Raw genomic sequence first — 24,598 nt, 5'->3', positions numbered from 1 at the left:
GTGTCCTATCTGCTCTCCGCCGCCGCTGGACCGGCGGTCTTGTCCAAGTCCTTTCCGGACTTCTTCCCGAACTTGGCGATCAGGGTGAGCGCGGGGGCGGTCGCGATCGTCGAGACCAGCGTCATGATCACGAGCATCGCGAACACCGCCGGGCTGATCACCTTCAGCTGGAGGCCGACGTTGAGCACCACCAGTTCCGTGAGCCCCCGGCAGTTCATCAGCGCCCCGAGCGACAGTGACTCGCGCCAGCCGACACCGGTCAACCGCGCCGCCGCGGTGCTGCCCGCCCACTTCGCGAACACCGCCACCGCCGTGATCAGCACGGTCCAGAGCCACAACGATCCGGAGCCGAGCAGGCTGAACTCGGTATGCAGTCCCGTGTAGGCGAAGAAGAGCGGCAGCAGCAGGGTGAGGGTGACGCTGCCGAGCTTCCCTGCCGCGCGGGCGACGACCGGGTCCTTCCTCGGCGCGATCACGCCGAAGAGGAAGGCGCCGAAGATCGCGTGGATGCCGATTTCGTTGGTGGCCAAGGCCGACAGCATGATCCCGCCGAGCAGGATCGCGAGCACCGCGGGTTCCGGCACCCGGCTGAGCACCTTGCCCAGCAGTGGCTTGACGACGTAGATCATGACCACGACGAACGCGAGGGTGAGCCCGGCGGTCAGGAAGACCTCCGACGGCGCCCCGCCCTGGCTGACGGCGACCACGACGGCCAGCAGACACCACGCGGCGACGTCGTCGACTGCGGCGCAGGTGAGCGCGAGCGCGCCCAGCGGGGTCTTCGAGATCCCCCGGTCGGTGAGGATCCTCGCCAGCACCGGGAAGGCCGTCACGCTCATGGAGACCGCGATGAACAGTCCGAACGCGAGGAAGCCGACGTCTCCGCCGAAAGTCGGGTACATGCCGAGCGCGAGCAGGATGCCGCAGACCATCGGCAGCGCGATGCTGACCTGGCTGACCGTCACCGCCGTGAAGCCGCGCTTGCGGACCGCGTCGACATCGATCTCGGATCCGACCAGGTACATGAAGAAGATCAGGCCCAGCTGGGAAAGGATGTCGATCGCCGAGACCACTCCGCCGGGGAACAACCAGCCGAACGCGCCGGGCCAGACGATCCCGAACAGCGACGGCCCCAGCAGGATGCCGGCGACGATCTCGCCGATCACCGCGGGCTGGCCGAGCCGCCGGGCCAGGACGCCTGCCAGATGGCAGGCGCCCAGGATCACCGGCAGCGCGACCAGCAGGCGCGCGTAGACGTCGGGTCCGCCGCCCGCGGCCTTGGCCGCCGTGCTCGCGACCGGCGCGTTGGCCGCTCCCAGTCCGAGCACCACGACGACGACCACCGCCGGGACCGTGATCAACGCCGTCCCGACGAAGATCCGGCGCAGTGTGGTGCGCCCGACCCGATCCCGCACAGCCGTATCCATCGAGTTCTCCCTAACCGGCACGTAGTTCCAGCGTGCAGCATTTGACGCTGCCGCCCGCCTTGAGCAATTCGGACAGGTCGGCACCGATCGGTTCGAAGCCGTGCTCCCGCAACTGCGCGGTCAGCTCGGTGGCCGCCTGCGGCAGCACGACGTGCTTGCCGTCGGAGACGGCGTTGAGACCGAAGACGGACGCGTCGCGTTCGGAGGCGAGGATCGCGTCGGGGTACATCTCCTTCAGCAGCAGACGGCTGTCCTCGGAGAACGCACCCGGGTAGTACATGACCGTGTCCTCGTCGAGGACGGCGAGCGCCGTGTCGAGGTGGTAGTACCGCGGGTCGATCAACGTCAGCTTGGTCACCGGACGGCCGAAGAACTCGCGGGATTCGTTGTGCGCCTCGGGGTTCGTGCGGAACCCGGTCCCGGCGAGGATCGTGCTCCCGGTGACGAGGTAGTCGCCCTCGCCCTCGTTCACCCACTGCGCCTGCCGCACGTAGCGGTATCCGCTGGCCCGAAACCATTCCAGGTACGCCTCGGACTCGCCCGCCCGCTGCACGTGGTGGAATCGCGCGACGAGCACCTGCCCGTCGACCACGGTGGCGCCGTTGGCCGCGAACACCATGTCGGGCAGGCCGGGCAACGGATCGAGCAGCTCGACACGATGGCCGAGGTCGACGTACAGATCGCGCAGCCACTCCCATTGCGCGACGGCCAGCTCGGTGTCCGTGGGTTTCTTCGGGTCCATCCAGGGATTGATCGAGTACTCGACGTCGAAGTACGTCGGTCTGACCATCAGGTATTGCCGTTGGGTGGCAGTCCGTGACACGCTTCCTCCACGCGGTTTTGGGCGTCTTCCGCCACCGGACCCTGGGTGAGGCTCCGGTTTCGTCGAACAGGATTCGGTACTACTTCTGGGTTTCGGAAAGTTTGACCTCGATCTTGCCCGCCAGGTCGTTCGCGTTGCGCATGGCTTCGTCGAAGGTCGAGCCGAGCGCGCCGATGCCGCCGAAGATGTTGTTGCCCAGCGGCGGGCGCTTGATCAGGTCACCCGGCTTCGCGAAGATCTTGAGGTAGTACAGGGATTCCGAGTCGTTCACCGCCGGCGGGACCTCGATCGAGGCGATCACGCCGCCCGGGCAGATCAGGCACATCGCGGCGGTGTGCAGTCCGGTCGGGCTGAAATGGCGGACGTCCGGCCGCACCCCGCGGGAGACGTCCATGAGTCCCTTGATCGGGTCGTAGCCCGCCGAAAGCCGGGCCATGTGGTCGAGTCCGCCGCCGCCGGGGCGGACCGCGATCTCCAGCAGGAACGGTTTGCCCTGGTGGAAGCGGACTTCGGCGTGCAACGCGCCGCGAGTGAGCCCCTGTGCCCGTACCCCGGCGGTCACCACGGCGTGCACCTCGGCGACCTGTTCGGCGGTGAGCGACGTGGGCGCGTGGTGCACGTCGTCGTCGAAGGTCTCGCCCTCCGACGTGACCCTGTCCACAATGGACCCGAGGTAGACCTCGTCGTCCCAGGCGACGGCTTCGATGAGGTGCTCATGACCGTCCAGAAAGGACTCGACGAGCAGGCCGTGCGGGCCGAGGTCCAGGCCTTCGGCCTCCATGTTGTACCAGCTCATGCCGTCGATGCCTTCGCGCGCCTGTGCGTAGCGCTCCCGCATCTTCTCCTCGTCGTCGACCCGGAACACGAAGTTGCTGGCCGCGCCGAGCGTCGGCTTGAGGATCACCGGATAGCCGAAGTCTTCGGCCGCTCGAAGGGCCGAATCGAGGTCTTCGACGAATCGGAAGTCCGGATGTGCGGCCTCGCCCTTTTCGTGCGCCTGCCGCATGATCAGCTTGTTCCGGCTCGTCCGTGCCGCGTCCACTCCCACGCCGGGCAGGTCGAGTGCTTCGGCCACCGCGGCGACCAGGACCACACCGGACTCGGAGAAGGTGAGCACTCCGTCGAAGGACTCTTCCGCGTGCCAGGCCTTCGCATGCCGGATCAGGTCGCCGATGTGGTTGCTGCCGGCGACCCGGTAACGCTCGGACGGCCAGAGATCCTCGGTCCCGATCCCGTTGAGCACGTACAGCACCCCGCCGAAGTCCTCGATCTGCTGGTACCGGGGCAGGTAGTAGTAGGAGTTCTGGCTGGCTTCCAGCGCGAGCAGTTTCACGACACACCTCGTAGGGCAGGACGGATCGGGTGGACACCGCCCGCTCGCACGAGCGGCCGGTCGAGCGGTTCGAGTCCGGTCGGGGCAGGTTCGGCGCCGGTCAGGCGCGCGGCGAGGGAGCGGGCGATCAGCGGGGCGAACTTGAACGACGAGCCGCCGCACGCCGCGTAGGACAGGACCCGGTCGCCCAGGACGGCGAGCATCGGGCCGAGGGTGGAGCGCCGGGCCAGGTAGTGGCAGTCCCGGGTGTCGATCAGCCAGTCCCGGCGGAAGCCCGGGATCAGCGCGGTGAACGTGTCGATCAGATGCTCACGCCACCACGAGGGCACGGTGGCGCCGCCGACCTCGTCGACCACCCGGCACGCGCTCGCGGCGCTGAGCTTCAACGGCGTCCCGGCGACCGGCGGCACCAGCCAGGCGCCGCCGTCGGAGCCGAGCGAGGTGATCGCCGGGGTCGCGGCCCACGCGGCGGCGTCGGCGGGCGGCACGTCGCAGTAGAGCATGGTCTGCCGGTGCAGCACGAGTTCCCTGGACAGCTCGGGCGCCAGCAGCTCCCGCGACCACGGCCCCGCCGCCAGCAGGACCGCGTCCCCGCGGAGCATCTCGCCGTCGGCAAGCCGGACCTCGGCCCGGTCGGCGTCGACCCCGACCACCTTGCGATGCGGGTGGAGTTCCGCGTGCGCGTGCCAACGCAGCCAGCCGGCGCAGGCCGCCAGCAAGCGATCGGCGAGCAGGATCCCCGCGTGCGACTCGAAGACCGCGCCCGTCCCGGGGGCGAATCCGGCGTGCGGGAACTCGGCGGCGAGTTCGTCCGCGCCGAACACTTCGGCCTTCGATCCGGCCACTGTCAGCAGGTCCCGCGCTGCTGTCGCGTCGTCCGTCCCGAGCGCGGTGAGCGCGCCGGACTGTTCGTAGAACGCCGTGGACAGCAGGTGTTCGAGTTCGATCCACGCGTGGTGTGCACCGACGGCGGCGGCCGTGGTGGCGAGGTCACCGGGGTGCAGTGCGCGCAGCACTCGATGACGGTCGAACGAAGTCGCGCCGGAGAACGGGATGTCCGCCTGATCGGCGATCACCACTTCGTGCCCGGCCGACACGCACTCCACGGCGGTCAGCAACGCGATGACCCCGCCGCCCGCGAGCACGACTCGCATGGCCTTCCCCCTCCTGGCGAAAAGTTCGATGGACGCGACGAGGTCCCCGGATGCCACGACTGGGCGCGTGGCATCCGGGTCTTGCCCCCGTTGGGCAAGGATTCAGGAGTCGCGCGGGGTCACGAACGTGTCGTTGATGACGTAGCCGTCGAGGCCGTACGTCTCCCCGTACTCGATGAGATCGCTGGTGCGGTTGAGGAAACCGCGCCCGTTGTTGTTCAGCGAGGTGTTGCAGAGCACGCTGAACCCGGTCTGCTCGCGGAACGCCTCGAGCAGGTCGGTGATGCCGGCGTTGCGTTCCCGCGTCACCGTCTGGGTGCGCGCGGTCCCGTCGATGTGCGTGATGGCCTTCAACTCGTCGGAGGTGACGTGGTTGAAGTACAACATGTACGGATCCTCGACCGAGCCGACGAACCACTTGGGGGCGTCGGATTCCAGCGCGATCGGGGCGATCGGGCGGTAGTCCTCGCGGCGCTTGATCTTGTTGAGCCGCACGGTGGTGTCCACGGTGAACGGCGCGGCCAGGATCGACCGGTTGCCCAGCGCCCGCGGACCCATCTCGTACCGGCCACGCGCCCAGCCGATGATGTTGCCGTCCTTGAGGTACTTCGCGACCTCGCTCGCCACGAGCGGCCGCGTCTCGTACTTGGCGGGATCCGGGACGACGTCCTCGACGAAGTTCTCCCCCGCGTAGACGTCCCAATCGATGGTCGCCTGCCCGGTGTAGAACCACTGCGCGTCGATGGCCGTGCCCAGCGCGGAACCGCTGTCGTTGGGGCAAGGCGGCACGAACACCGAGGAGAACAGGCCGCTCTCACGCCATAAGCGGTTCCAGTCGCAGTTCAGGCCGCAGCCGCCGGAGATCAGCAGCGGTAGGCCTTCGGTCAGGTTCTTCTCGGCGTAGTCGTGGAACCGGTCGAAGATCGCCTGCGAATGCTTCGCCGCCGCGTTGCGGTACTCCTGCGACCAGACGCCGGCGTTGTACAGATGGGACCAGGACATCTCCTCTTTGGACAGACCGAGGATGATGCCGTCGCGGTCGAGGATGAAGTCGATGGTCTTCTGCTCGTCCGGGGTGAGCGGGCCGGGCTCGGCGAACCCGGTCAGCGCCATCTGCTTGCCGGCGTCGTTGAACCGGAACTTTCCTTTGCCCATCGGGAAGCCTGGGTCCGCCAGCGCGAACAGGTACGCGTACTTCGCACCGGGGTCGGTCAGCACGTGCTTCAGATGTGTGGCCTCACCGTGTTCGTCGATCCGGTAGAAGTCGCCGATGTTCCCTTCCCACACCAGGGAGTAGTACTCCTGGCCGGGGGCGGCGGGCGCCATCCCGAGGGAGGTGTAGATGTGCGAGCGCTCGTGAGTGGAGGAGAAGTAGCGCACGTCCTTGCCGAAGAACTTGCCCGCCTCATCGGAGATCGCGCCCTCGCCGACACCGAAGTATCCGGTGCGGGAGGGCGGTTCCACCGAGAATTCCCCCTTGACCCAGCCACCGAGCGCGACCACGTCGGGACGGGAGTCGAGCATGCCCGCCGCACGCGCGATCAGCTCGCCGGTGATCCGGTCGTAGCGCGGGTAGTTGTCCTTTTCCGACTCCAGCGCGAACAGCAGCTTGCCGTCCTCGATCGCCACGATCCCGCCATCGTGACCCTCTTTCATCGACAGAATCAGCATTGTGTCACCGAATTTCGCTCGCCTTCATTCGTCGACTCATTCAAACCGCGCGGCCCGTTGACCGGAAGCGCCACACGGGGAGAACAATCAACCTTCGGACGAGCCACCCGGCAGCGTGCGCACGGCCTCGTGGCGCAGCGATTCGAACGCGTTCTTCCTGGCCCTGCGGCCCACCATCGGGACGGCGGCGGCGAACGGGCTCGGTTCGCGCTGCCGCTCGGCGGCGGGATCGAGGACCAATCGGGAGACCGCGTACCGGCCGGCGACGCTGGCACGCCGGAGAAGTCCGGCGTCCACTACGGATTCGAGGAGTTCGTCGGCGGTCTCGATCATGATGCCCATCGCCGCCGCGATGCCGATCGACGTCGTCCAGCCCGCCCCGCTCTGCCCGAAGTGATGGACGGCCTCCCGTTCGGCGGCCGAAAGCCGTTCGTACGCCGAGGTGAACCGGTCCCGGACATTGACGTCTCCCACGGCGAGACTGTCCATGAGCCGCTCGCGATCGGCGAGCTGGCCCGCCGTGTACGCGATCGCCCATTCCGGACGCGCGGCGATCTTTCGGCCGACGATGTTGATCGCCAACGGCAGATCCCCGCACAACTCGGCGATCGTGTCGGTGGCGTCGTGTTCCGACCGCACCCGGCCCTGGCCGGCGATCCTGCCGATCAATGCCAGCGATTCCTTGCGGGAGAACGTGTCCAGCTCGATCCGGTTCGTGTCCTCCAGCCCCAGCAGCCGGGCGCGGCTGGTCACCACGACCTGGCTGTGCGGGGCCCGGCCCAGCAGCGGCCGCACCTGTCCTTCGTCGCTGACGCCCGCGAGGAGCACGAACAACCTGCGTTCCGCGAGCAGGGATCGGTACAGCCCGATCCGCTGCATCGGGTCGTCGGGCACGAGATGCGCCGGCACGCCGAGCGCGCGCAGGAAACCACGCACGATCCCGTTGGCCGACCGGCCACCGGTTCCGCCGTCCCCCAGATCGGCGTAGAGCTGCCCGTCCGGGAAGTCCGCCGCCACCTCTTCGGCCAGCCGCAAGGCGAAGGCCGTCTTCCCCACGCCTATCGGCCCGCTGACGAGCAACGGCACCTTGACCGGCCCGGTCGACCCGATCATCCCGGCGGCGTCGGCCAGATCCCGTTCCCTGCCGACGAAAGTCCTCGATCCCATGGGCAGCTGAGCCGGATGGGCGAGACGGATGACGCCGGATGACACCGCGTGCGCGGCATCCGGCGGAACCTCCGCCTGCGGTGGCGTGGGCGCACGGTCCTCCCGGACCTCGGCGCCGCTCCCGGTCTGCCCGGCGACACTCCGCCAACGCCGTTCCCACGCCGCACGATCCCCACCGCACGCGGAGACGAACGCCAAGGTCACGGCGAGAGTGGGCAGTCGGTGGCCGCTGGCCGCGCTGGACAGCACGGAAGGTGCGAACAGTGCCGTCCTCGCGAGTTCCCGGTAGCTCGGGTTTCCCGCTCGGTTCCTCAAAACGCGCAGATCGTGAGCGAATGCGGCGATCGGACCGGTTGTGCCGTCCAACGGTCGCTCGGGTCTGCCCATGCCATCTCCTCCCCTGGATGGGGTAACGCAATCGCGCTGCGTGACCGCCACCCCTGTGGCCTTCCTGGCCACAACCCTAAAGGACCAATCAACCATGCAGCAGATACAAATAGGTGACTCAATGTACAAAGTCCAATAGTTGGACGCGGAAATTCACCCCCTTGGTGGCACCGGATAGGGTTCGCCCATGTCTGACGCCCTGCCGCCACTCGCCGAACTCCGACGGGCCGCCGAAGTGTTCAACGGCTTCGCGAATGCCGACACCACATGGCTTCGACTCGTAGAAGAAACGCGGTCCGCGATCGACCTGTCACAGCCCGCACATCGCACAATTCTTCTTCGCTGGTTGAACTCGTGGGGATGCCGGATCCGATACCCTCGGGACGGCGAGCCCGCCCCCTTCGACGAGGGGGTCCGGGCTTGGTGGGAGACCTGGGGTACTACGCTCCCGTCCGGCGACCTCGCCGACCTGACCGACGCGGGAATCGACACCGCCGCGAAGGCGTACGCGGACCTCTCGGGCGTCGTCGTCTCAGCCGGACGGGCCCGGCGCACCCTCGGTCCGACCGCCGCGGCCAAGGCACTGTATGCGTTGCGGCCCAACACGATCATGCCGTGGGACGCCGCCATCGCGGCCGCCCTCCACGGCGTCGGTGACGGCGCCGCGTTCGGCAGGCACCTCCGGCTCGGCCGCGACTGGGCCGCCGCGGTGATCGCGGAGGCGGGAGACGGCGGGGAGGACATCCCCGCCCTGATGGGCAGGCCCGTGTCACTGGCGAAGGTCCTCGACGAATACCTTTACGTCGCCTTCACCATGGGCGCCAAGGGTGACTGGGGAACAGACAGCGGAGAATGGTGGAAAAATGGTAACCGGGGATGACGTCAGAAAGATCGCTTCGGAGCTACCCCGCGCCTATGAGGCACTGGTCCGGGACCGGGCGAAGTTCCGCGTGGGGCGAATCGTCTTCCTTTCGCTCTCACCCGACGAAACCGTGATGGGATTCGGCTATCCCAAAGAAGAGCGGGAAGCGCTGGTGGCAGGCGAGCCGGACAAGTTCATGATGCCGATTCCCTCCGATATGCGCTATCAGTGGGTTCGCGTCCGGCTGTCCGCGATCGATTACGAGGAGTTACGAGAGCTGATCGTCGACTCTTGGCGAATGTGCGTGCCCAAGAAGGTCTGGACGGAATACCTGGAAAAGAACCCGCGGTGAAATCCTCCTTTCGGCGTGCGCCGTTCGGCCCCCTCGACTGCCCTTTTCGGTCGCGTGAATCGCCATTCGGCCGATGAAGCGGGTAGAAATCCGGTGCTGCGGCGGCCCGGCATCGTGTTGACGCGTAACTCGCGTGATTGAAGCCGTAACTCGCGTGTCTGGAGCCGTAACTCGCGTGTCTGGGGACGGATGACAGCCGGGTGCGAGAGTTACGCCTTCAATCACGTGTGTTACGCCTTCAATCACGTGTGTTCGGTCCTCGCCACGACCACCTGCACCGAACGCCTGCCGCACCCCATAAGCGCGTGAAGGCCCCCTTCCCTCGGCTCAGCCGAGGGAAGGGGGCCTTCACGCGCAAAAGACCTACTCGGCGACCTCTTCGATAGCGGAGGTTCCGCGAGAGCCAGGAGTCCCGTACCGCTCCCAGACCTCGTTCAGCCGGATCCTCCCGTCCGGGAGGAACTCCGGGGTGTTCGTGCTGTGCCCCGCGATCACCTGACCGCCGGCCAGGACCATCGTGTACGCCATGTCGATGGTCCCGTCCTCGCCGCATTTCCCGGTGAGCGACCCGAGCCGCACACCGCCGCCGGTCAGTTCGGCCCACACCAGGTCGTCCTTCTGCCGGTACAGGGTGACCGGCGCGTTCGGGTCGGCACTGACCTTGCGGAACCGTTTCCCGTCGTAGTTGATCATCCGTGCTGCTCCGTTCGAGTCGGGAACCACAGGTCGTCCGAGGTGAGATCCGCGAGGTCGTACTTCCCGAGCGCGCTGGCCAGGAGCCGCAGTTCGAGCTCGAGGCAGCGCACCAGCCGCACGAGCCCTTCGGTCGCGTCCTCGTCGACGGCGAGGAGCGCCGCCCGGCCGAGGCCGACCGCGGAAGCGCCCATCGCCAGGCATTTCAGCGCGCGGGCCCCTTCCCAGATCCGCCCCGACACGAGTAGCGACGCGTCATGTTTGCCGACCCTGCGCAGGCATTCCACCAGCGGCAACCCCACCTGGTCGAGGAACACCGACGGCGCCCAGCCGGTACCGCCCTCGGCACCGTCCACGGTGACGGCGTCCGCGCCCGCCGCCCACGCGACCTGCGCGGCCTCGCCGACGTCACGGCCCGGGTGCAGTTTCACCCAGGCCCGGGCCCGCGGGTAGTTGTTGCGCATCAGGTGGATCTGCTGGCGCAGGATCTCCCCGGTGAAGGTGCCGGGACTGCTGGACCGCAGCACCATGGCCGTGCCGTCGCCGAAGGCTTCGTCCACTGTGTACTGTTCGGCGATCTCACCCGCGGCCGTGCGCGAGAGCACGGTCATCCCGCCGAGGCCCGGTTTGGCCCCCTGGCCGACCTTGAGCTCGAACGCCAGCCGCCCGGTTTCCAGCAGTTTCGTCGCCGACGGGTCGCTGTAGACGAGGTTCCACACCTCCGCGTCGGCGTCTTCGGTGCTCTGCTGGACGACGACGCCGCGCAGCCCGTCCGGCACCGCGCCGGCGTACGCGCGGATCCGGCCGAGCAGGCCGTCTTCGGCGCTTTCGCCCATGCGACCGTATCCGTGCATGGGCACGACGTTCTCGCCGATCACCATCGGCATTCCGAGCCTGCCCGCCTGCTCGCTCACGGCGATGCCGAGCCCGCTGCCCGCCACCTGTGTGGATCCGAACGCGCACAGGAACACCGGTGACGGCGCGGTAAAGCCGCCGAGCACGGTCGACAGTCCGACGTCGCCGTAGACCGGTTCGCGGGCGAGGTCGAACATCTTCTCCAGGCGTCGCGGGACGAACACCGGCGGCACGATCCGCGCGCGGTCGAGTTCGTCGGTACCCGATTCGACGTCCGCGCCGAACAGCGACCGGCCGTATCCCGCGACGTCGGGGAAGATCGCCGCGCTGCCTTCCCGCGCCCTGGCGCGGATCGCGTCTTCGGGGAGCTGCCGTGCGGTGATCACGGCGCCGCGATCCCCGGCAGCTTCGGGTACGCGTTGGCCTGCCAAACCGCGTCCAGCCCGGCGATGTACCGCGTCACCCGCTCGAGCCCCATCCCGAAACCCGCGCTCGGCGGCAGTCCCTCGCGCGCGAGGTCGAGGTACCAGGCGTATTTCGCCGGGTTCTCCCCCGTTTCCCGCATCCGCTCGATCAGCCGCCGGTACTCGTGCGTGCGCTCGCCGCCGCTGCACAGTTCGCCGAACCCGTCCGAGGCGATGAGGTCGAAGTTCCGCAGCACCCCGGGTTCGGTGCTGGACTCGCCGTCGGTGAACCCGCGCGACCCCTTGGGATAGTCGACGATGAAGAACGGCCGGTTCGTCTGCTCGGAGATGATCCGCTCGCCCTGCCAGTCGATCTCCGCGTCGGCGCTCTGCCCGTGCCGCAGGCCCTGCAACCGCGACACCGCCTCGCGGTGCGTCATCCGCTCGAAGTCCTCTTCGAGCAGCGCCGTGAACGCCGCCTGGTCCCGGCCCAGCGTGGCGAGGTCCACTTTGGACTCACGCAGGGTGTACGTGACCACGTGCCGGAGCAGGCCCTGAGCGACGTCGAGCACCTCCTCGCGGCTCGCCCGCGCGACCTCGACGTCGATCTGGGTGAACTCGACCAGATGCCGTCCGGTGGTCGAGGTCTCCAGCGGCTCCAGCCGCACGTTCGGGGCGACGTAGAAGATCTTGTCGAACGCGAGCAACGACGCCTGTTTGTACAGGATGACGCTGGTCATCATCTTGTACTTGTGCCCGTAGTAGTCGACATCGACCTGTTTGGCACCGCGGCAGCCAGGGTCGGTGACCGGTCCGATCAGCGGCGGCTGGAGTTCCACGAACCCGTTCATCCCGAGGTACTCGCGGGTGCCCGCGGTGATGCTGTTCTGGATGCGCAACGCCGCCTGCGTCACCGGTGACGTCAGGTGTTCGCGGGTGCCCGGCGGCAGCCCGGCTTCCGATGTTCCGGTCATGTTCCACTCCCCTGTATTGGTTGTACAGTCTCGATTCCGGGCAGCCCGTACTTCTCGTCGAACGACCGCTCGACGTACCGCAGTGCGTCCAGCAGGTCGCTCGAAGTCATCCGCCGGTCCGCCGGCAGGTCGACGAGGTCGCCCAGCGGCATCGCGCCGATCCGCTGCCATTCGAGGCGGCCACCGGCGTCCAGCCGGCCGCGCGCGCGGCCGGCGTTGTCCGGATGCAGGCAGAACGGGACATCCAGCTGGCCCCGCGCGAAAGCGGTGACCAGCGCCCTGCCGAGGTCGCTGTCAAGCGAAAGGACGTTGTCCACCAACGCTTTCGCCTGCGCGTGGATCCCGGTGTCGCCGAGACGGCCGATGCGGGACACGCCCCGCGCGGCCTCGGCGGCGTGTTCCAGCGCGGTCACGTTCTCCGCCACGGTCGGCAGCCGGTGCGCTTCGGCGGTGGTCTTGACGATCAGCCTGCTCGCCCCGGTCCGCGCGGCCAGCCGAGCGGACTCCGCGATCAGCGCGAGCGCGCCGTCCGGGGTCCTCGGATAGACGCCCATGTAGCCGTAGATCACCACATGGGTCCGCGCGTGCGGCACGTATTCCCTGATCAGCGCCTGCAGCGCGGCGACGGCCTCCTCGTCCTGCCCGGCGTGGGTCTGCTGCGCGTAGCTGAACGAAAGGCAGCGGATCCCGTGCCGCCAGAAGAACATCCCCTCCAGCACACTCAGCGCCACCAGCAGCGCCGGCGGGCACAGCTGGCCCATCATGCAGCCGCCGAAGGTCTCCAGATGCGGCTCCAGTTCGGGGCCCCGTGCCTCGGCCAGCGTTTCGCACGACCGCCGCCAGTTGTCGACGGCCGCCGAGAGCGGCATCCGGCTGTAGGGCAGGCAATACGACACCGGCCCGCCCTCGGTCGCGTGCAGCCCGAAGTCCAGCAGCGTCCGCACGATCCGGCGGGGGTCCGCCGAACCGTGCCGGATCTGCACCGGGAAGTCCCTGCTCAGCACGCCGTCGAGCAACGCCGTCGTCGTCGCGGGATCGTGGTCGACGAGCGGGTACCCGTTGAGATCGGCGTCGGCCGCCAGCGCCGCGCGAGCCGCCTCGTGGTCGCCCACCCTGGTGTAGCTGTCGATCGTGATGGTGCCGACCGTCGCGGCCCGCGCCGCCCTCGTCGCGAGCAACCCTCTGGTCATCCGCCCCGGATCGGCGAACCCCATCCGGGGCTGGACGACCAGTTCTCCCTTGGCGTGGTGACGCGCGATCACCTCGCCGAACGACAGTCCCCGCGGCGGGGCGAGCACGCTCATCCGGCGCCCAGCGGGACACCGGTGCGCACGGACAGCGTGCGGAGGAAGGTGCGGAACGGGGTCAGGCCGCCGGAGTCCTCGAACACCGCGTCGAAACCGGCCTCCAGCAGCCGTGCCGCGTTGCTGCCGCCCGTGACGTCGAGCTTTCCGCCGATGACGACCGGCGTCGTGACCAGCTCCGCCCGCGTGCGGAAGGCTTCCATCAACCGGACGCCGTCCTGGCGGCCATGCCCGTTGAGGCTGCTGATCACCACCAGATCCGGCCGCCGGGCGGCGCATTCGCGCACGATGACCGCGTCGGGCACGCAGGCGCCGAGGTTGGTCACCCGGCAGCCCAGCTCCTCCAGCAACAGCTCGAGGTACACCAGGTTCCAGGTGTGCGCGTCCGACGAGAGCCCGGTGACGATCACGTCGAGACCGGCGTCCGGGAGTACGGACTGGACGGCTTCGATGGTCATGGTGCGGCGTTCTCCCTCTCTTCGCGATCCGGCCGCACGTCGATCTCGATCAGCGCGACCGCCTCTTCGGCCAGGCGCAACGCCTCCGCCGGGCTGTCCGCGGTCACCATCAGATCGCCGACGCGGTCCCACGAACTGCGCAGCCCGTCGAACCGGTCACCCGCCGAAACGCCGACGTCGCACATGAACACGCCTTCGGACTGCGACGCCTTTTCCACTCCGCGTACGTCCTCGATGAGCCCGGGCTCGATCGAGAGGAACCGGACGGCCGCGCCGCCTTCGGCCTTGCGCGGCAACAGGTCCGCGACCGGCTCGTCCTTCATCACCGAGAAGTAGGCGCGGTTCAGCTCGACCGGGTAGGCGCGCTGGATCAGCTCGATGATGCCATCGCCCGCGAACCGGCCGGCACATTCGACCAGATACGGGACGCCGTCCGAGACGATCCATTCGCAGTGGACGATCCCGGTGCGGAACCCGGCCGCGTGGGTGAGGCGCCGCGTCTCCTCGTTCAGCAGCGCGGTCAGCTCGTCCGGGATGTCGGCGGGAACGATATGCGCGAGCTCGATCGGGCGCGGACCGGGGAACAGCTGCTTGCCGGTGACGTTGGCGAACAGCGGCTCACCGTCCCGCAGCAGCATCTCGACGCTGTACTCGTCGCCCTCGACGAAGCTCTCGGCCAGCATCTTCAGTTCCATCGCGCGGTCCGGGACGAAGATCCCCTCGTCCTGCACGACACAGTTCGCCCACGCCTGCTCGGCCTCGGCCTCGTCGGTGAGCACCTTGGTCCCCACCGACGCCTGCCGGTTCGCGGGCTTCAGCACGATCTTCCCCGGATGCCGGGCCATGAACTCGCGGACCTGCGCCGGGCTTTCGACGCGCGCCGAAGCCGGGTTCGCGATCCCCGCCGCCCGGCTGACCAGGCGCAGCACCGCCTTGTCCCGCAGGATCCGCGCCGCGCCGAACCCCGCGCCCGGCAGCCCGTAGCGTTCCGCGAGCCGTGCCGCGAACGGGGTCGCGTACTCGGTCAGCGGCACCACCGCGGCCGGGTCGAGGTCGTGGTGGACGTGGTAGAACTCGTCCGCCTTGCCCGGCAGGTGGAACTCCCATTCGATCAGCTCGCGCACCAGCGCCGAACCGGCCACCGTCTTCCGCGCGTCGCGTTTGCGGACGACGTCGGGCTCCTCGACGAAGATCACCGAACCGTCGGGCTGGAAGTCCTTGATGGACGAACCCAGCGCCGCGGCCACGAACCCGACCAACAGCACCGGCCGCGTCATGACCCATCCTCGACGTAGTACCAGTTCTCGGGATTGATCAGCCCGTACGGGTTGATCGGCGAGAACCCGCGCAGGTTGCCCTTGACCTCGAACAACCGCCGCGGGAACGTCGGCATGAAGATCACCGGGGCCTGGTCGGCGATGTACTCCTGGTACTCGTGCAGCGCTTCGAGGTCGTCGGAGGTGACCGTCTTCGCGATCAGCTCGTCCGCCTTGGCGTCGCGGTAGTTGCTGAAGTTGCAGGAAGCCGAGCTCTGGAACAGGTTCTCGCCGGTCGGATAGTTGTAGACCCAGCCGCCGCCCCAGCAGGACAGCTCCCACATCCGCGCCTCGCCGGGGCCGTCCTGCGCCACCAGGACCGAGCCCATCACTTCCTGCAGGCGGATCTCGATACCCGCCTTGGCCGCGTTGTCGCGCAGTTGCTCCATCAGCCGGGTCAGCGCCGGTCTGCCTTCCCAGTACCGCAGCGAGAAACTCAGCTCGGTGCCGGCGGGGATGCCCTCGCCCGCCTCGCCGGGGCCGGTGCCGGGACGCACGCAGACCGCCGGGGAAACGCTGACGTCCCAGCCGTTCTCGGAGAGCAGGCTCCGCGCCTTCTCCAGGTCGAACGGCCAGAAGCCGCCACGTTCGGTGATCTTCGGCGAGACGAGGTCACTCGTCGGCAGCACCGGGATGGGGCCGGTCTGGCTCCATCCGTAACCCTGGTAGATCTCGCGCGCGCCGTATTCCTGGTCGAGACAGCTCTGCAGCGCCTGCCGGATGTACGGCTGCCGGATCAGGTGGCCGGCGATGGTCGGGTTGCCGAAGTTCACCGCGATGAAGTTGATGGTGAACAGGATCTGCGGTTCCAGCTGGAAGCCGTCGCCGAGCGGGTTGGGGCCACCCTTGGTCGGATCGCCGTCCGGCTGGACGCCCATGCCCAGCGGCAGGAAGCCGACCTCGACGTCGCCCGACTCCAGCAGCGCGTACTGCTGTTCGTCGGACGACGTCGGGACCTGGCGCAGCTCGTCGAGGTGCGCGGGGTTCGGGCCGCTGTAGTGCTCGTTCGGGACGAAGGTGACGACGCCCTCTTCGGTGTAACTCTTCAGCTTCCACGGACCGTTGACGACACTCCACACAGGACTGTCCGCCCAGCGCGTGCGGTGGGTGTTGTCCTCCGCGACGGGGTCGCCGTTCTCCGCCATCAGGTACTCGTACACGGCCTCGGCCTGGCCGATGTCGTGCGTGGCGTCGGCGGGTCCGTCCGCGGTGCGGTCCCATGCCTTCGGCATCGGCGTGATCATGGTCAGCTGGTTGAGCAGGATCCAGTTCTTCGAATACGCCTTGTCGAAGGTGAAACTGACCTTGTCTTCGGCCACTTTCTCGAACGACACCAGGTTGTCCGGGAAGAACCCCTCGGTGTAGGCGCCGAACTTCGGCCCCTTCACCTTCAGCATGTTGACCCAGAAGATGACGTTGTCCGCGCAGACCGTCTCGCCGTTGGACCACTTCCACGACTTGATGCGGACCGTGCAGGTGCGGCCGCTTTCGTCCCACACCGGCTCCTCGCCGATGCTGAGGTCGTGGTCGACCGTCGGCTCGCCGTCGCGGCCGAGCCAGTACAGCGGCCGGTACATCAGCATCTGGAACTCGTAGAGGTTCCGCATGCCGTACCGCTCACCTGGGGTGAACGGGAAGATGATCGCCGGCGGGAATCCGGGCAGGCAGGCCCAGGTCGCCACGCCGCCCTTGATCGGCTTTTCCGTCATGACTTTCGTTTCCTCCGCTCGTCGCCGCACTCAGGCGGCGGTCGCCTCGAGAACCTCGGCCGGCCGCTTTTCCTGCGCCGACAACGGTTTCGCCAGACTGAAGTAGGTACCGATCACGATCGCGCCCTGCAGGAGAGCCAGTCCCCAGAAGGCGTAGGGCACGGAAGTCGCGTCCGCCAGCGAGGACAGCACGACCGTCGCGCCGACACCGAGCCCGAGGCCCAGTGCCTGGGTGCCGCCGAAGATCCGGCCGACGCGCTCTTCCGGGCTGGCCCGCATCAACAGGGTGCGGGCCGCGATCCGGCCTTGCGCGAAGCAGAACCCGGCGAACGGGATCGCCGCCATCAGCGCGATGTAGTGCAACGGCTGGATCGCCAGGCAGATCAGGTTGCCGAGCGTGCCGAGCACGGCGAGGTGGATACCCTTGAACCGCTTGCTGACCTTGCCGTACGCCGCGGCGCCGATGATGAACCCGGCACCGGCGAGCGCGTCGACCACCCCGATCATCCAGGCGCCCTGGTTGAACGTCTGCAGGATCAGCGTCGTCAGGATCACGTTGGCGACCATCAGGCCGATGTTCCCGTTGGCGTACAACAGCGCGAGCCGCTTCACCGGCTGGCGCACCGGCGTCTCGGCCGGGGCCGCCGGGGTTTCGGTCGTCGTGGTCTCGACGGTCACCGGCGTCTTGACCGGTTTGCGGCCGATCGCGTAGACCAGCACGGCCGAGAGGACGAAGCTCAGCGAGTTGAACACGAACAACGGGGTGGCGCCGAACCAGATCACCAGGAAGCCCGCCAGCGAGGACGCCAGCAGCATGCCGGAGTTGCTCGCCATCTCGAAGTGCGAGTTGAACTTCCCGAGCCGCTCGTCGCGGATCCGTTCCTTGATCAGGCCGTTGCTCGCGGGCATGAACAACGCCGCGGTGCAGGCGAGCATGAAGTTCGCGATGTAGGAACCCAGATTCGCCGGGCCGCCCAGCCACAGCCACAGCGGCAGCGCCAGCGCGGTCATCGCGCTCACCAGATCCGCCGCCACGCACAGCATCCGGCGGTCGACCTTGTCGACCAGTTTGCCGAACAGGACGGCGAGCGCGACCTGCGGGATGGACACCGCGATGAACAGCCAGCCGACGGCGAGGGTGGTCTGTTCGGCGTGGAAGACCAGGATGGCGGCCGCGGTGATCTGGAACGCGTTGCCCGCCGTGGTGACGAAGCCCGCCGGCACCAGCAGGCGTTCGGCGAGCCGGGAACTCCTGACCACGTCGGGGGAGAGGGTGCTGTCGAGTGACATGGGGTCTCAGACCTCGCTCGTCGGGGGGAATTCCAGTGGTGGCACGGTGAAGGCCGTGGTGTGCGTGACGTCGAAGGCGGCCGCGGCGATCCTGAGTTCGAACCCGCCTGCCTCGGCGGCACGCTCGGCGAGGTCGATCAGGATCGGCGACGCGCAGCCGATCAGTGCCCGCAGTTCGAGGAAGAGGTCGCCGAGCCTCGCGCGGAGCATCTCCTGGTCGAGGTTGCCCTTCAGCGTGCGTTCCGTCGCCGCCCGCAGGCGTTCGACGTGCTGCACAACCAGATCGGCAGCCCGGCTGAGGCTGAAGTCCTCGAGTTCGTAGTTCAAGGCGAACCGGGAGACCATCGCGGCCGCGCGTTCGGTGGCCTCGGCCGACACCGGGAGCGAGCCATTCTCCCCGCCGACCTCGGCGGTGAGTTTGGCCAGCGTCTCGGCGAGTTCGTTCCAGGGCGCGACCAGCCGCTCCCCCGCGACCTTCTCCAGCGCGGCGCGGGAGAAGTTGGTCCGCGCGAACTCGGGGGCGGTGAGGTTGAGGTGGAACCGCGCGATGTCGCGGGGCACCTCGGCCGCGAGGTCCCTGGCCCAGACCACATGTCCCTTGCTGGTGGAGAACTTCTCGTTCTCCAGTTCGTAGAACTCGTTGACCAGCAGCGTGTCCGGGAGGACATAGCGGCCCTCGATGGCCATCAGCTCGGCGACGTGGACGACGCCCCAGGTGAACAGCGGGTCGAACCCCATGAACACCACGACTCGCGCGTCGTTCTCCGCGAGCCAGGCGTCGTCGTCGGCGGCCTTCGGCTTCCCGTTGCGCCGCAACGCGTACTCGGTGCAGTACATCGAGGCGGGCATACCCTCGACCCACGCGTTGAGCCGTTGCCCCGGCGTCTGGAGGAACGGCGCCGGCAGGCCCCACTTCACCGGGTACGTGATGGCGAAATCGGGCAGCGGCCCGGCCAGCAGTTCCCGCATGAGCCCGAGCACGTGCGGTCGCCACGCGGGACCGCGTTCCTCGTAGTAGGCGAGGAGCTGCTCGCGGTACTCCGAGACGGGGAAGACCATGATCTCGGTCTCACGGTAGGTCACCTCGTCGGCGGGGTCGAGCACCGAGTACGGCTCGATCAGCGCGTCGAAGTCGATCGGATGCCCGCAGCCCTCGCAGAATCCGCCGCGGCTGTCGGCGAGGCACGTCGGGCAGCCACCGCCGACGAAACCCTCGACCAGGAACTCGCCCCTGCTCTCGCTGTACGGCAGCCGCACCTTGCGCAGGCGGAGCTTTCCCTTGTCGTACAGACGTTTGACGTAGTCGTAGACCAGCGCCTTGTAGCCGTCGTCGGTCGGCGAGAAGCCGTCGACCTCGACGCCCATCGCCTCGAACGTGCGCTGGATGTTCTCGGTCGACTGCTCCACCAGTTCGGGCGGCGTCAGCCCGACCCGGGCCGCGCTGGTGACGAGGTAGGTCTGGCTGTCGTCGGTGCACGAGGCGAGCACGGCCTCGCGGCCCGCCGCCCGCAGGTACCGCCGGTGCACGTCGGCACCGAGGTACGGGCCGGCGATATGCCCGATGTGCAGGTCTCCGTTGGACGTCGGGGGGCCGCCGATGATCACCACCGGTCGCGTGTCGGCCATGCTCACGACTCTTCCGCATGCCGGGCGGCGAAGTTCGCCGTCATGTCGGAGTCCCACCAGATCGCGTACATCTCGAAGTCCTCGGCGCCGTCGTTGAGGATGCGGTGCTCCGTGCCGGGCTGGTGGAACTCGACGTCACCGGGGCGGAAGGCGCGGCGCTCTCCCCCGGACTCGACGACCGCCTCCCCGTTGACGGCGATGAAGAGCTCGTACTCGTGGTGGGAATGCGCACCCGTCGCGCCGTGCGCCGGCACGGTGACCCACGCGCCTTCGAACGGCGCGTTCAGCGCCGCCCACGGCAGGAGCCGCTGGCCGTAGGCTCCGTTCTCGAAGACCATCTTTTCCCGCTCGAGCGGACGGATCTCCATGACTGTCTTCTTCCTTTCCTGGGGGCTCAGCGGGTGGCGACGATGGGCGCGGTGTCCGACGTCGGCTGCGGCGGCACCGAGGGGTTTTCGCCGCGGAGGGTGAGGATGTCCTGCAGGATGTCGTTGGCGCGCGGGGCGAGGACGCTCAGCAGCGAGTCCGCGATCCCGTGCGTGGCCTCGTTGACGCCCTGGAGGTACACGGCCGCGGTGGCGGGCTGGTCGATCTCCAACCGGTAGTCGCGGGTCACCTTGATCTCCGAGAGGCCGATCGACTTCGCGATCTCTTGGACCATCTTCGGCATCTCCGGGGAGAAACCGGTGCCGAGCAGCACGAGGTCGGTGCGCAGTTCCTGCGTCTCGCCGGTGCGCCGGTCGGTCAGTTCCAGCACGATCTCGTCGCCCTCGTCACGGGCGTCGGTGAGGTCGGCCATGGTGATCATCCGCAGCCGGGAACGGCCGGAGAGGCGGTCCAGGTAGACGGAGCGGTAGAGCGCGTCCATCGTGCCCGGCGCCAGCCCGGAGTAGTTCGTGTGGTGCATCTCTTTGAGCATTTGTTCGCGCGCTTCCGGCCGCGAGCCGAAGAACGTGTCCACATGGGACGGAAAGAACAGCTCGTTGTTGAACTTGCTGCTCTCGTAGTAGTTCAGGCCGATCGAACGCATCACCATGGTCGGCTTGCATTCGGGCAGATCGGTCTGCACCGAGCTGAACAGTTCCGCCGCGCTCTGCCCGGCGCCGATCACCGCGACGCGGTACGGAAGGTCCTTGCGCAGCTTCGCGATCCTCGGCAGGTACTGCGTGCTGTGGATGACGCGGTCCTGGTTCACCGTCCGGAGCCGGTCGGGGATCCGCGCGTCGCGGCCGGCGCCGACCACCAGGTACCGGCTGCGGATGACCTCGCCGTCGGCGACGCGGGTGTCCCAGCCGGTGAGCGTGCCGTCCGTCCACACGGGAGTGATCTCGCGGCATTCCCGGCCACGCTGCAGATCCACCAGCGAAAGCGAGTCGGCCGTCCACTTGAGATAGTCGGCGAGCTCCACCCGGTACGGGACGAAGCTGCCCATGTTCACGAACTCGTTGAGCCGGTTGGTGGCGTGCAGGTAGTTGAGGAAGGAGAAGCGGCTGCGCGGATTGCGCAGGGTCACCAGATCCTTGAGGAACGAGACCTGCGACAGCGCCTCCGGCAGGAGCATCCCCCGCTGCCAGGAGACCTCTTCGTCGCGTTCGAGCAGGACCGATTCGCGGGCCAGGCCGGGCGCGAGCTCCTCCAGCGCCACGGCGAGGGCCAGGTTGGACGGTCCTGCTCCGACTGCGAGCAGCTCGACATCACGGTTCGCCATTGTTTGCTCCGCCATCGTTGAGAGTGCTGGGAAGGTGTTCTGCGGTGCGCGTGCGCGGTCAGCCACCGGCGGCGACCGCGGGCAGCAGCGGGTGCGCGGTCAGCCGGACCTGGGCCATGGCCTTGTCCAGAACCGCCTCGCAGTCTTCGGGATCGGCGCCCGCGCAGATCACGTACGCGTGCCGCGAGATGAACGCCGCCGGCGGCAGGCGCAGGCGCGCGCCCGGCTCGACGAGCGCGTCGGCGACGAGGATTCCGTTGTCCCGCAGGGAACCCGGGACGGACACGGACTCGACGACACAGTCCTGTTTCGGGTACCCGAACCGCACGCCGACCCAGCGGGGCTCGGCCTCGTGGGGGAGATGAGGACGCATGCCGAGCGCGACGTCGACCGCGGCCGCGCCAGGGTCGACCCCGGTCGCGAACTTGGCGAGCAACGGGATCAGGTCCCCGCCGAGCCTGCCGTTGATCTCCACGATCACCGGTCCGCGTTCGGTGAGCTTGAGTTCGGTGTGGGTGATGCCGTACCGGAAGTCGATCGCGCTGTGCGCGCGGGCCAGCGTCGAGCAGAGGGCCGGGTCGGCGAGCAGTTCGTCCGCGGAGCTGACCAGATGACCGAGTTCCTCGAAGTACGGGTGCATGCCGACCGTCTTACGCGCCACGAACATCGGCGTGTACTCACCGTCCACGACGGCGCCGTCCACGCTGATCTCCGGACCGCTCAGGTACTCCTCGACCAGCGCTCCGCCCATGTACGCGGGAGAGCCGTCGAAGCTGGCGTCCTCGGCGGTGTGGAACGCCTTCCGCACCGCGCCGGCGTCTTCCGCGAGACTGACGCCGATGCTGGCGCCTCCCCCACGCGGCTTGACCACGACCGGGAACCCGATCCGCTCCGCCACGCGGACCGCCTGGTCCTCGTCGTGCACGAAGCCGAAATCGGGCTGGGCGACGCCTGCCGCCGTGAGCGTCCGGCGGCTGAACCACTTGTCACGGCAGCCCTCGATCGCGGAGATCCCCGCGCCCGGCACGCCGAGTTCGTCCGCGACGTGTGCCGCCGCCACGATCAACGCCTCGTCCCAGGACACCACGCCGAGCACCGGCGTCGTGGCGTGGAGCGCGCGGGCCTCGGCCAGCACGGCGTCCTGGTCCTGCGTGTCCAGCACCGTCGCGCCGGTGATGTAGCGCTCCTGCCAGGTCGGCTCGGTCCCATTGAACAGCCACAAGGGATGCCGGTGCCCGGCCGACGCCAACAGGTACTCCCGGTACGGCCGCGCTCCGCAGCCGATCACCAGGACAACACCCTCCGCTGAGCTCATTCCCTCTCCCCACCAGCCCGTCGCTTCGTCGCGGGCTACTACATCCCGGGGACGGGTTGACCGGAACCCTTGATTCGGGAAGAACAATCAACGCCGACGCGTGGCGCGGGTGTGCCTGGTCCGTGAGCGGTAATGGCGGTCAGGCCCAAGGAGGTCGAACGTGCCGTGTCAGGCGCGAGGGGGTCGTGAGTGGCGATTCGGGTTCTGGCGGACCGGTATTTGCCTACCCACTGGTGCCGGTGTTACGGCAGGGGCCGAGCGTGGAGGGATTGGGGGACGTTGAGTGTCCCCACCCTCCGTTGATCAAGATCCGGGCCGGCACGACGTCGTGACGATGCAGGAATCAGGACACTCAACGTCCCAATACCTACATCGTCAAGCCTCTCGGCCTGGTCCAGCGTAGGTAGGCAAATACCGGTCCGCCCTAACCCGAACGCCACTCACGACCCCCGGCACCGACCACGCCGCCCTTGCCTTACCCCTCAACAGAACCTCAGTACGCCCTAGACACTTACGGCGCGGGTGCCTTCACGGACTTCAGGTGATGGGTGGACCCGCCTAGTTCCGGTTCCTGTAGGACTGCTCGCACGGGTATCCGTCACGATCGGCGTCCCAGCTCAGCGGACGGCCCGCGTTCACCCAGGCGCTGAACGCGTACTCGAAGGAGTAACCCTCGGCGAGAAGCCGCCGGCACGAAGTGAGGCGCTGGACGGCGGGCGCCCGCGTGACCGTCGTCGGTGGCTCCACCACGACCGCCGAAGCGGGCGGCGGCGGTGCGACGACAACGGCGGTGGTGGTCGAGGGAGGTGCGATCTCGCGCACCACGGTGATCGGTGTACCGGCGGTCGGTGTACCACAACCGCCCAGTCCCACGACGGAAGCGACGGCACCGGCCGAAACCAGCAGTACCGCGATCATCCTGTTCATATCCTTGCCTCCCGATGAAACCGCCGGACCCTCTCCGGAGGAGAACGGCGATTTCACCGGTGCCGTGACAAGAACCGCGTGATCGAGGCCTGAAGTCCCCGGAAGTCAGGAGCTTCGGCAGGGGGTGGATCGGGCCGGAAAGCCCTAGGACTGGATGACGTTCACCATCCACGAGATGCCGAACTTGTCGGTGCAGGCACCGAATTCGTCACCCCACATCTGCTTTTCGAACGGAACCGAAACCGTGCCGTCGGCGGACAGCTTCTCCCAGTATCCGCGCAATTCCCCGCCGTCATCGCCGCTGAGGCTGACCGACAGGTTGGTGCCCGGTTTGTGCTCCATTCCCGGCGGCGTGTCCGACGCCATGATCGTGTAGCCGCTCGGCGTGTCGAGCTGACTGTGCATGATCTGGTTCTCCACCGGCGAACCGGCCATCCCGGATTCACCGAACGTATTCAGCGTCAGTTCTCCGCCGAACACCGACTTGTAGAACTCCATGGCCTGCCGGGCGTCGCCGGCGAAGCTGATGTAAGGATTGAGACGGGAAGCCACTGGAACGCTCCTTCTGGTCGGGTCACGAGCATCCTGACAGACCCCTCCTGGCGCGACAACGGCTGAGCTACCGCCGGGTGAATTCCTTCGCACAACGAAAATTCAACCCCTTCACCGAATGCGGTGAGCGATTCCCCCATGGACTCGTCGCGAATGCCGATTCAGTGTCCGCGTATGCCCGCACTTCGGATACCCCGGCGACGGGCGGCGTGGCATGACCGCGTCTGCTGATGCGCCTCGGCCTGGGCACCTCCGCGCGACCTCGGCTCAGTACCCCAGTGAGCGACGATG

General features: G+C 68.0%; 22 protein-coding genes. 2 read left to right on the top strand and 20 right to left on the bottom strand.

Features of this window, described 5'->3' with window-relative positions:
* Positions 1-5 precede the first annotated feature (5 nt).
* The 6 genes from DL990_RS12625 to DL990_RS12600 all read right to left on the bottom strand — a co-directional run bounded on the left by DL990_RS12625 (position 6) and on the right by DL990_RS12600 (position 7,962).
* Positions 6-1,427, bottom strand: a complete 1,422-nt coding sequence (locus DL990_RS12625) for a cation:proton antiporter (RefSeq protein ID WP_125798753.1) — start codon at positions 1,425-1,427, stop codon at positions 6-8.
* A gap of 10 nt (positions 1,428-1,437) precedes the next feature.
* Positions 1,438-2,250, bottom strand: coding sequence for a dimethylargininase (gene ddaH, locus DL990_RS12620; RefSeq protein WP_125788271.1), 813 nt, complete (start codon positions 2,248-2,250; stop codon positions 1,438-1,440).
* Positions 2,251-2,329: 79 nt separating this feature from the next.
* Complete coding sequence (locus tag DL990_RS12615) at positions 2,330-3,583, bottom strand: ATP-grasp domain-containing protein (RefSeq protein ID WP_125798752.1); 1,254 nt, start codon at positions 3,581-3,583, stop codon at positions 2,330-2,332.
* A complete protein-coding gene (locus DL990_RS12610; protein ID WP_125798751.1) occupies positions 3,580-4,737 on the bottom strand; it encodes an FAD-binding oxidoreductase in 1,158 nt (385 codons plus the stop codon). The genes DL990_RS12615 and DL990_RS12610 overlap by 4 nt, the downstream gene beginning before the upstream one ends.
* 102 nt (positions 4,738-4,839) lie before the next feature.
* The gene (locus DL990_RS12605; protein ID WP_125788274.1) at positions 4,840-6,408 is read right to left on the bottom strand and encodes a carbamoyltransferase C-terminal domain-containing protein; all 1,569 of its coding nucleotides are present in this window, start codon (positions 6,406-6,408) and stop codon (positions 4,840-4,842) included.
* A gap of 87 nt (positions 6,409-6,495) precedes the next feature.
* Positions 6,496-7,962: an NB-ARC domain-containing protein gene (locus tag DL990_RS12600; protein ID WP_125798750.1), complete on the bottom strand. Its 1,467-nt coding sequence runs from the start codon at positions 7,960-7,962 to the stop codon at positions 6,496-6,498.
* Between the two features lie 187 nt (positions 7,963-8,149).
* Between DL990_RS12600 and DL990_RS12595 the strand changes: the two genes are divergently transcribed.
* Both DL990_RS12595 and DL990_RS12590 read left to right on the top strand, forming a co-directional pair.
* Positions 8,150-8,842 (top strand): hypothetical protein, encoded by a 693-nt coding sequence (locus DL990_RS12595; protein ID WP_125798749.1) that lies wholly within the window; start codon positions 8,150-8,152, stop codon positions 8,840-8,842.
* Positions 8,826-9,176 carry an MmcQ/YjbR family DNA-binding protein gene (locus DL990_RS12590; protein ID WP_125788277.1) on the top strand — a complete coding sequence of 117 codons (351 nt, stop codon included), beginning with the start codon at positions 8,826-8,828 and terminating at the stop codon, positions 9,174-9,176. Before DL990_RS12595 ends, DL990_RS12590 begins: the two co-directional genes overlap by 17 nt.
* Positions 9,177-9,539: 363 nt before the next feature.
* Here the strand turns inward: DL990_RS12590 and DL990_RS12585 are convergent, their stop codons facing one another.
* The 14 genes from DL990_RS12585 to DL990_RS12520 form a co-directional block, all read right to left on the bottom strand.
* Complete coding sequence (locus DL990_RS12585) at positions 9,540-9,869, bottom strand: hypothetical protein (RefSeq protein ID WP_125788278.1); 330 nt, start codon at positions 9,867-9,869, stop codon at positions 9,540-9,542.
* Complete coding sequence (locus DL990_RS12580) at positions 9,866-11,110, bottom strand: glutamate synthase-related protein (protein WP_125798748.1); 1,245 nt, start codon at positions 11,108-11,110, stop codon at positions 9,866-9,868. The genes DL990_RS12585 and DL990_RS12580 overlap by 4 nt, the downstream gene beginning before the upstream one ends.
* Positions 11,107-12,102, bottom strand: a complete 996-nt coding sequence (locus DL990_RS12575) for an asparagine synthetase A (RefSeq protein WP_125798747.1) — start codon at positions 12,100-12,102, stop codon at positions 11,107-11,109. The genes DL990_RS12580 and DL990_RS12575 overlap by 4 nt, the downstream gene beginning before the upstream one ends.
* Positions 12,099-13,406: a methylaspartate mutase gene (locus tag DL990_RS12570; RefSeq protein WP_125788281.1), complete on the bottom strand. Its 1,308-nt coding sequence runs from the start codon at positions 13,404-13,406 to the stop codon at positions 12,099-12,101. The genes DL990_RS12575 and DL990_RS12570 overlap by 4 nt, the downstream gene beginning before the upstream one ends.
* The gene (locus DL990_RS12565; protein ID WP_125798746.1) at positions 13,403-13,864 is read right to left on the bottom strand and encodes a cobalamin B12-binding domain-containing protein; all 462 of its coding nucleotides are present in this window, start codon (positions 13,862-13,864) and stop codon (positions 13,403-13,405) included. Before DL990_RS12565 ends, DL990_RS12570 begins: the two co-directional genes overlap by 4 nt.
* A complete protein-coding gene (locus tag DL990_RS12560; protein ID WP_125788283.1) occupies positions 13,861-15,141 on the bottom strand; it encodes an ATP-grasp domain-containing protein in 1,281 nt (426 codons plus the stop codon). Before DL990_RS12560 ends, DL990_RS12565 begins: the two co-directional genes overlap by 4 nt.
* A complete protein-coding gene (locus DL990_RS12555; protein ID WP_125798745.1) occupies positions 15,138-16,889 on the bottom strand; it encodes an ABC transporter substrate-binding protein in 1,752 nt (583 codons plus the stop codon). Before DL990_RS12555 ends, DL990_RS12560 begins: the two co-directional genes overlap by 4 nt.
* A 30-nt stretch (positions 16,890-16,919) precedes the next feature.
* A complete protein-coding gene (locus DL990_RS12550) occupies positions 16,920-18,179 on the bottom strand; it encodes an MFS transporter (protein ID WP_125788285.1) in 1,260 nt (419 codons plus the stop codon).
* A gap of 6 nt (positions 18,180-18,185) precedes the next feature.
* A complete protein-coding gene (locus DL990_RS12545) occupies positions 18,186-19,805 on the bottom strand; it encodes a class I tRNA ligase family protein (RefSeq protein ID WP_125798744.1) in 1,620 nt (539 codons plus the stop codon).
* A 2-nt stretch (positions 19,806-19,807) separates the two neighbouring features.
* Positions 19,808-20,173: a cupin domain-containing protein gene (locus tag DL990_RS12540; protein WP_125798743.1), complete on the bottom strand. Its 366-nt coding sequence runs from the start codon at positions 20,171-20,173 to the stop codon at positions 19,808-19,810.
* Positions 20,174-20,199: 26 nt separating this feature from the next.
* Positions 20,200-21,513, bottom strand: a complete 1,314-nt coding sequence (locus tag DL990_RS12535) for a lysine N(6)-hydroxylase/L-ornithine N(5)-oxygenase family protein (RefSeq protein WP_125788288.1) — start codon at positions 21,511-21,513, stop codon at positions 20,200-20,202.
* Between the two features lie 58 nt (positions 21,514-21,571).
* Entirely contained in the window at positions 21,572-22,828 is a 1,257-nt protein-coding gene (locus DL990_RS12530) for an ATP-grasp domain-containing protein (protein ID WP_125798742.1), read from the bottom strand.
* A gap of 558 nt (positions 22,829-23,386) precedes the next feature.
* Positions 23,387-23,755, bottom strand: a complete 369-nt coding sequence (locus DL990_RS12525; RefSeq protein ID WP_233620448.1) for a hypothetical protein — start codon at positions 23,753-23,755, stop codon at positions 23,387-23,389.
* A 144-nt stretch (positions 23,756-23,899) separates the two neighbouring features.
* A complete protein-coding gene (locus tag DL990_RS12520; RefSeq protein WP_125788290.1) occupies positions 23,900-24,307 on the bottom strand; it encodes a VOC family protein in 408 nt (135 codons plus the stop codon).
* Positions 24,308-24,598: the final 291 nt, after the last annotated feature.

The sequence above is a fragment of the Amycolatopsis sp. WAC 01416 genome (assembly GCF_003947485.1).
Taxonomy (GTDB): domain Bacteria; phylum Actinomycetota; class Actinomycetes; order Mycobacteriales; family Pseudonocardiaceae; genus Amycolatopsis.
The sequence above is the reverse complement of the archived record's forward strand: the minus strand, read 5'-3'. Positions and strand labels throughout refer to the sequence as shown.

Coding starts and splice junctions, on each gene's coding strand:
- DL990_RS12625 (WP_125798753.1), bottom strand. CDS start 1,427: ATGGATACGGCTGTGCGGGATCGGGTCGGGCGCACCACACTGCGCCGG.
- DL990_RS12610 (WP_125798751.1), bottom strand. CDS start 4,737: ATGCGAGTCGTGCTCGCGGGCGGCGGGGTCATCGCGTTGCTGACCGCC.
- DL990_RS12605 (WP_125788274.1), bottom strand. CDS start 6,408: ATGCTGATTCTGTCGATGAAAGAGGGTCACGATGGCGGGATCGTGGCG.
- DL990_RS12600 (WP_125798750.1), bottom strand. CDS start 7,962: ATGGGCAGACCCGAGCGACCGTTGGACGGCACAACCGGTCCGATCGCC.
- DL990_RS12595 (WP_125798749.1), top strand. CDS start 8,150: ATGTCTGACGCCCTGCCGCCACTCGCCGAACTCCGACGGGCCGCCGAA.
- DL990_RS12590 (WP_125788277.1), top strand. CDS start 8,826: ATGGTAACCGGGGATGACGTCAGAAAGATCGCTTCGGAGCTACCCCGC.
- DL990_RS12585 (WP_125788278.1), bottom strand. CDS start 9,869: ATGATCAACTACGACGGGAAACGGTTCCGCAAGGTCAGTGCCGACCCG.
- DL990_RS12575 (WP_125798747.1), bottom strand. CDS start 12,102: ATGACCGGAACATCGGAAGCCGGGCTGCCGCCGGGCACCCGCGAACAC.
- DL990_RS12570 (WP_125788281.1), bottom strand. CDS start 13,406: ATGAGCGTGCTCGCCCCGCCGCGGGGACTGTCGTTCGGCGAGGTGATC.
- DL990_RS12565 (WP_125798746.1), bottom strand. CDS start 13,864: ATGACCATCGAAGCCGTCCAGTCCGTACTCCCGGACGCCGGTCTCGAC.
- DL990_RS12560 (WP_125788283.1), bottom strand. CDS start 15,141: ATGACGCGGCCGGTGCTGTTGGTCGGGTTCGTGGCCGCGGCGCTGGGT.
- DL990_RS12555 (WP_125798745.1), bottom strand. CDS start 16,889: ATGACGGAAAAGCCGATCAAGGGCGGCGTGGCGACCTGGGCCTGCCTG.
- DL990_RS12550 (WP_125788285.1), bottom strand. CDS start 18,179: ATGTCACTCGACAGCACCCTCTCCCCCGACGTGGTCAGGAGTTCCCGG.
- DL990_RS12545 (WP_125798744.1), bottom strand. CDS start 19,805: ATGGCCGACACGCGACCGGTGGTGATCATCGGCGGCCCCCCGACGTCC.
- DL990_RS12540 (WP_125798743.1), bottom strand. CDS start 20,173: ATGGAGATCCGTCCGCTCGAGCGGGAAAAGATGGTCTTCGAGAACGGA.
- DL990_RS12535 (WP_125788288.1), bottom strand. CDS start 21,513: ATGGCGAACCGTGATGTCGAGCTGCTCGCAGTCGGAGCAGGACCGTCC.
- DL990_RS12530 (WP_125798742.1), bottom strand. CDS start 22,828: ATGAGCTCAGCGGAGGGTGTTGTCCTGGTGATCGGCTGCGGAGCGCGG.
- DL990_RS12525 (WP_233620448.1), bottom strand. CDS start 23,755: ATGAACAGGATGATCGCGGTACTGCTGGTTTCGGCCGGTGCCGTCGCT.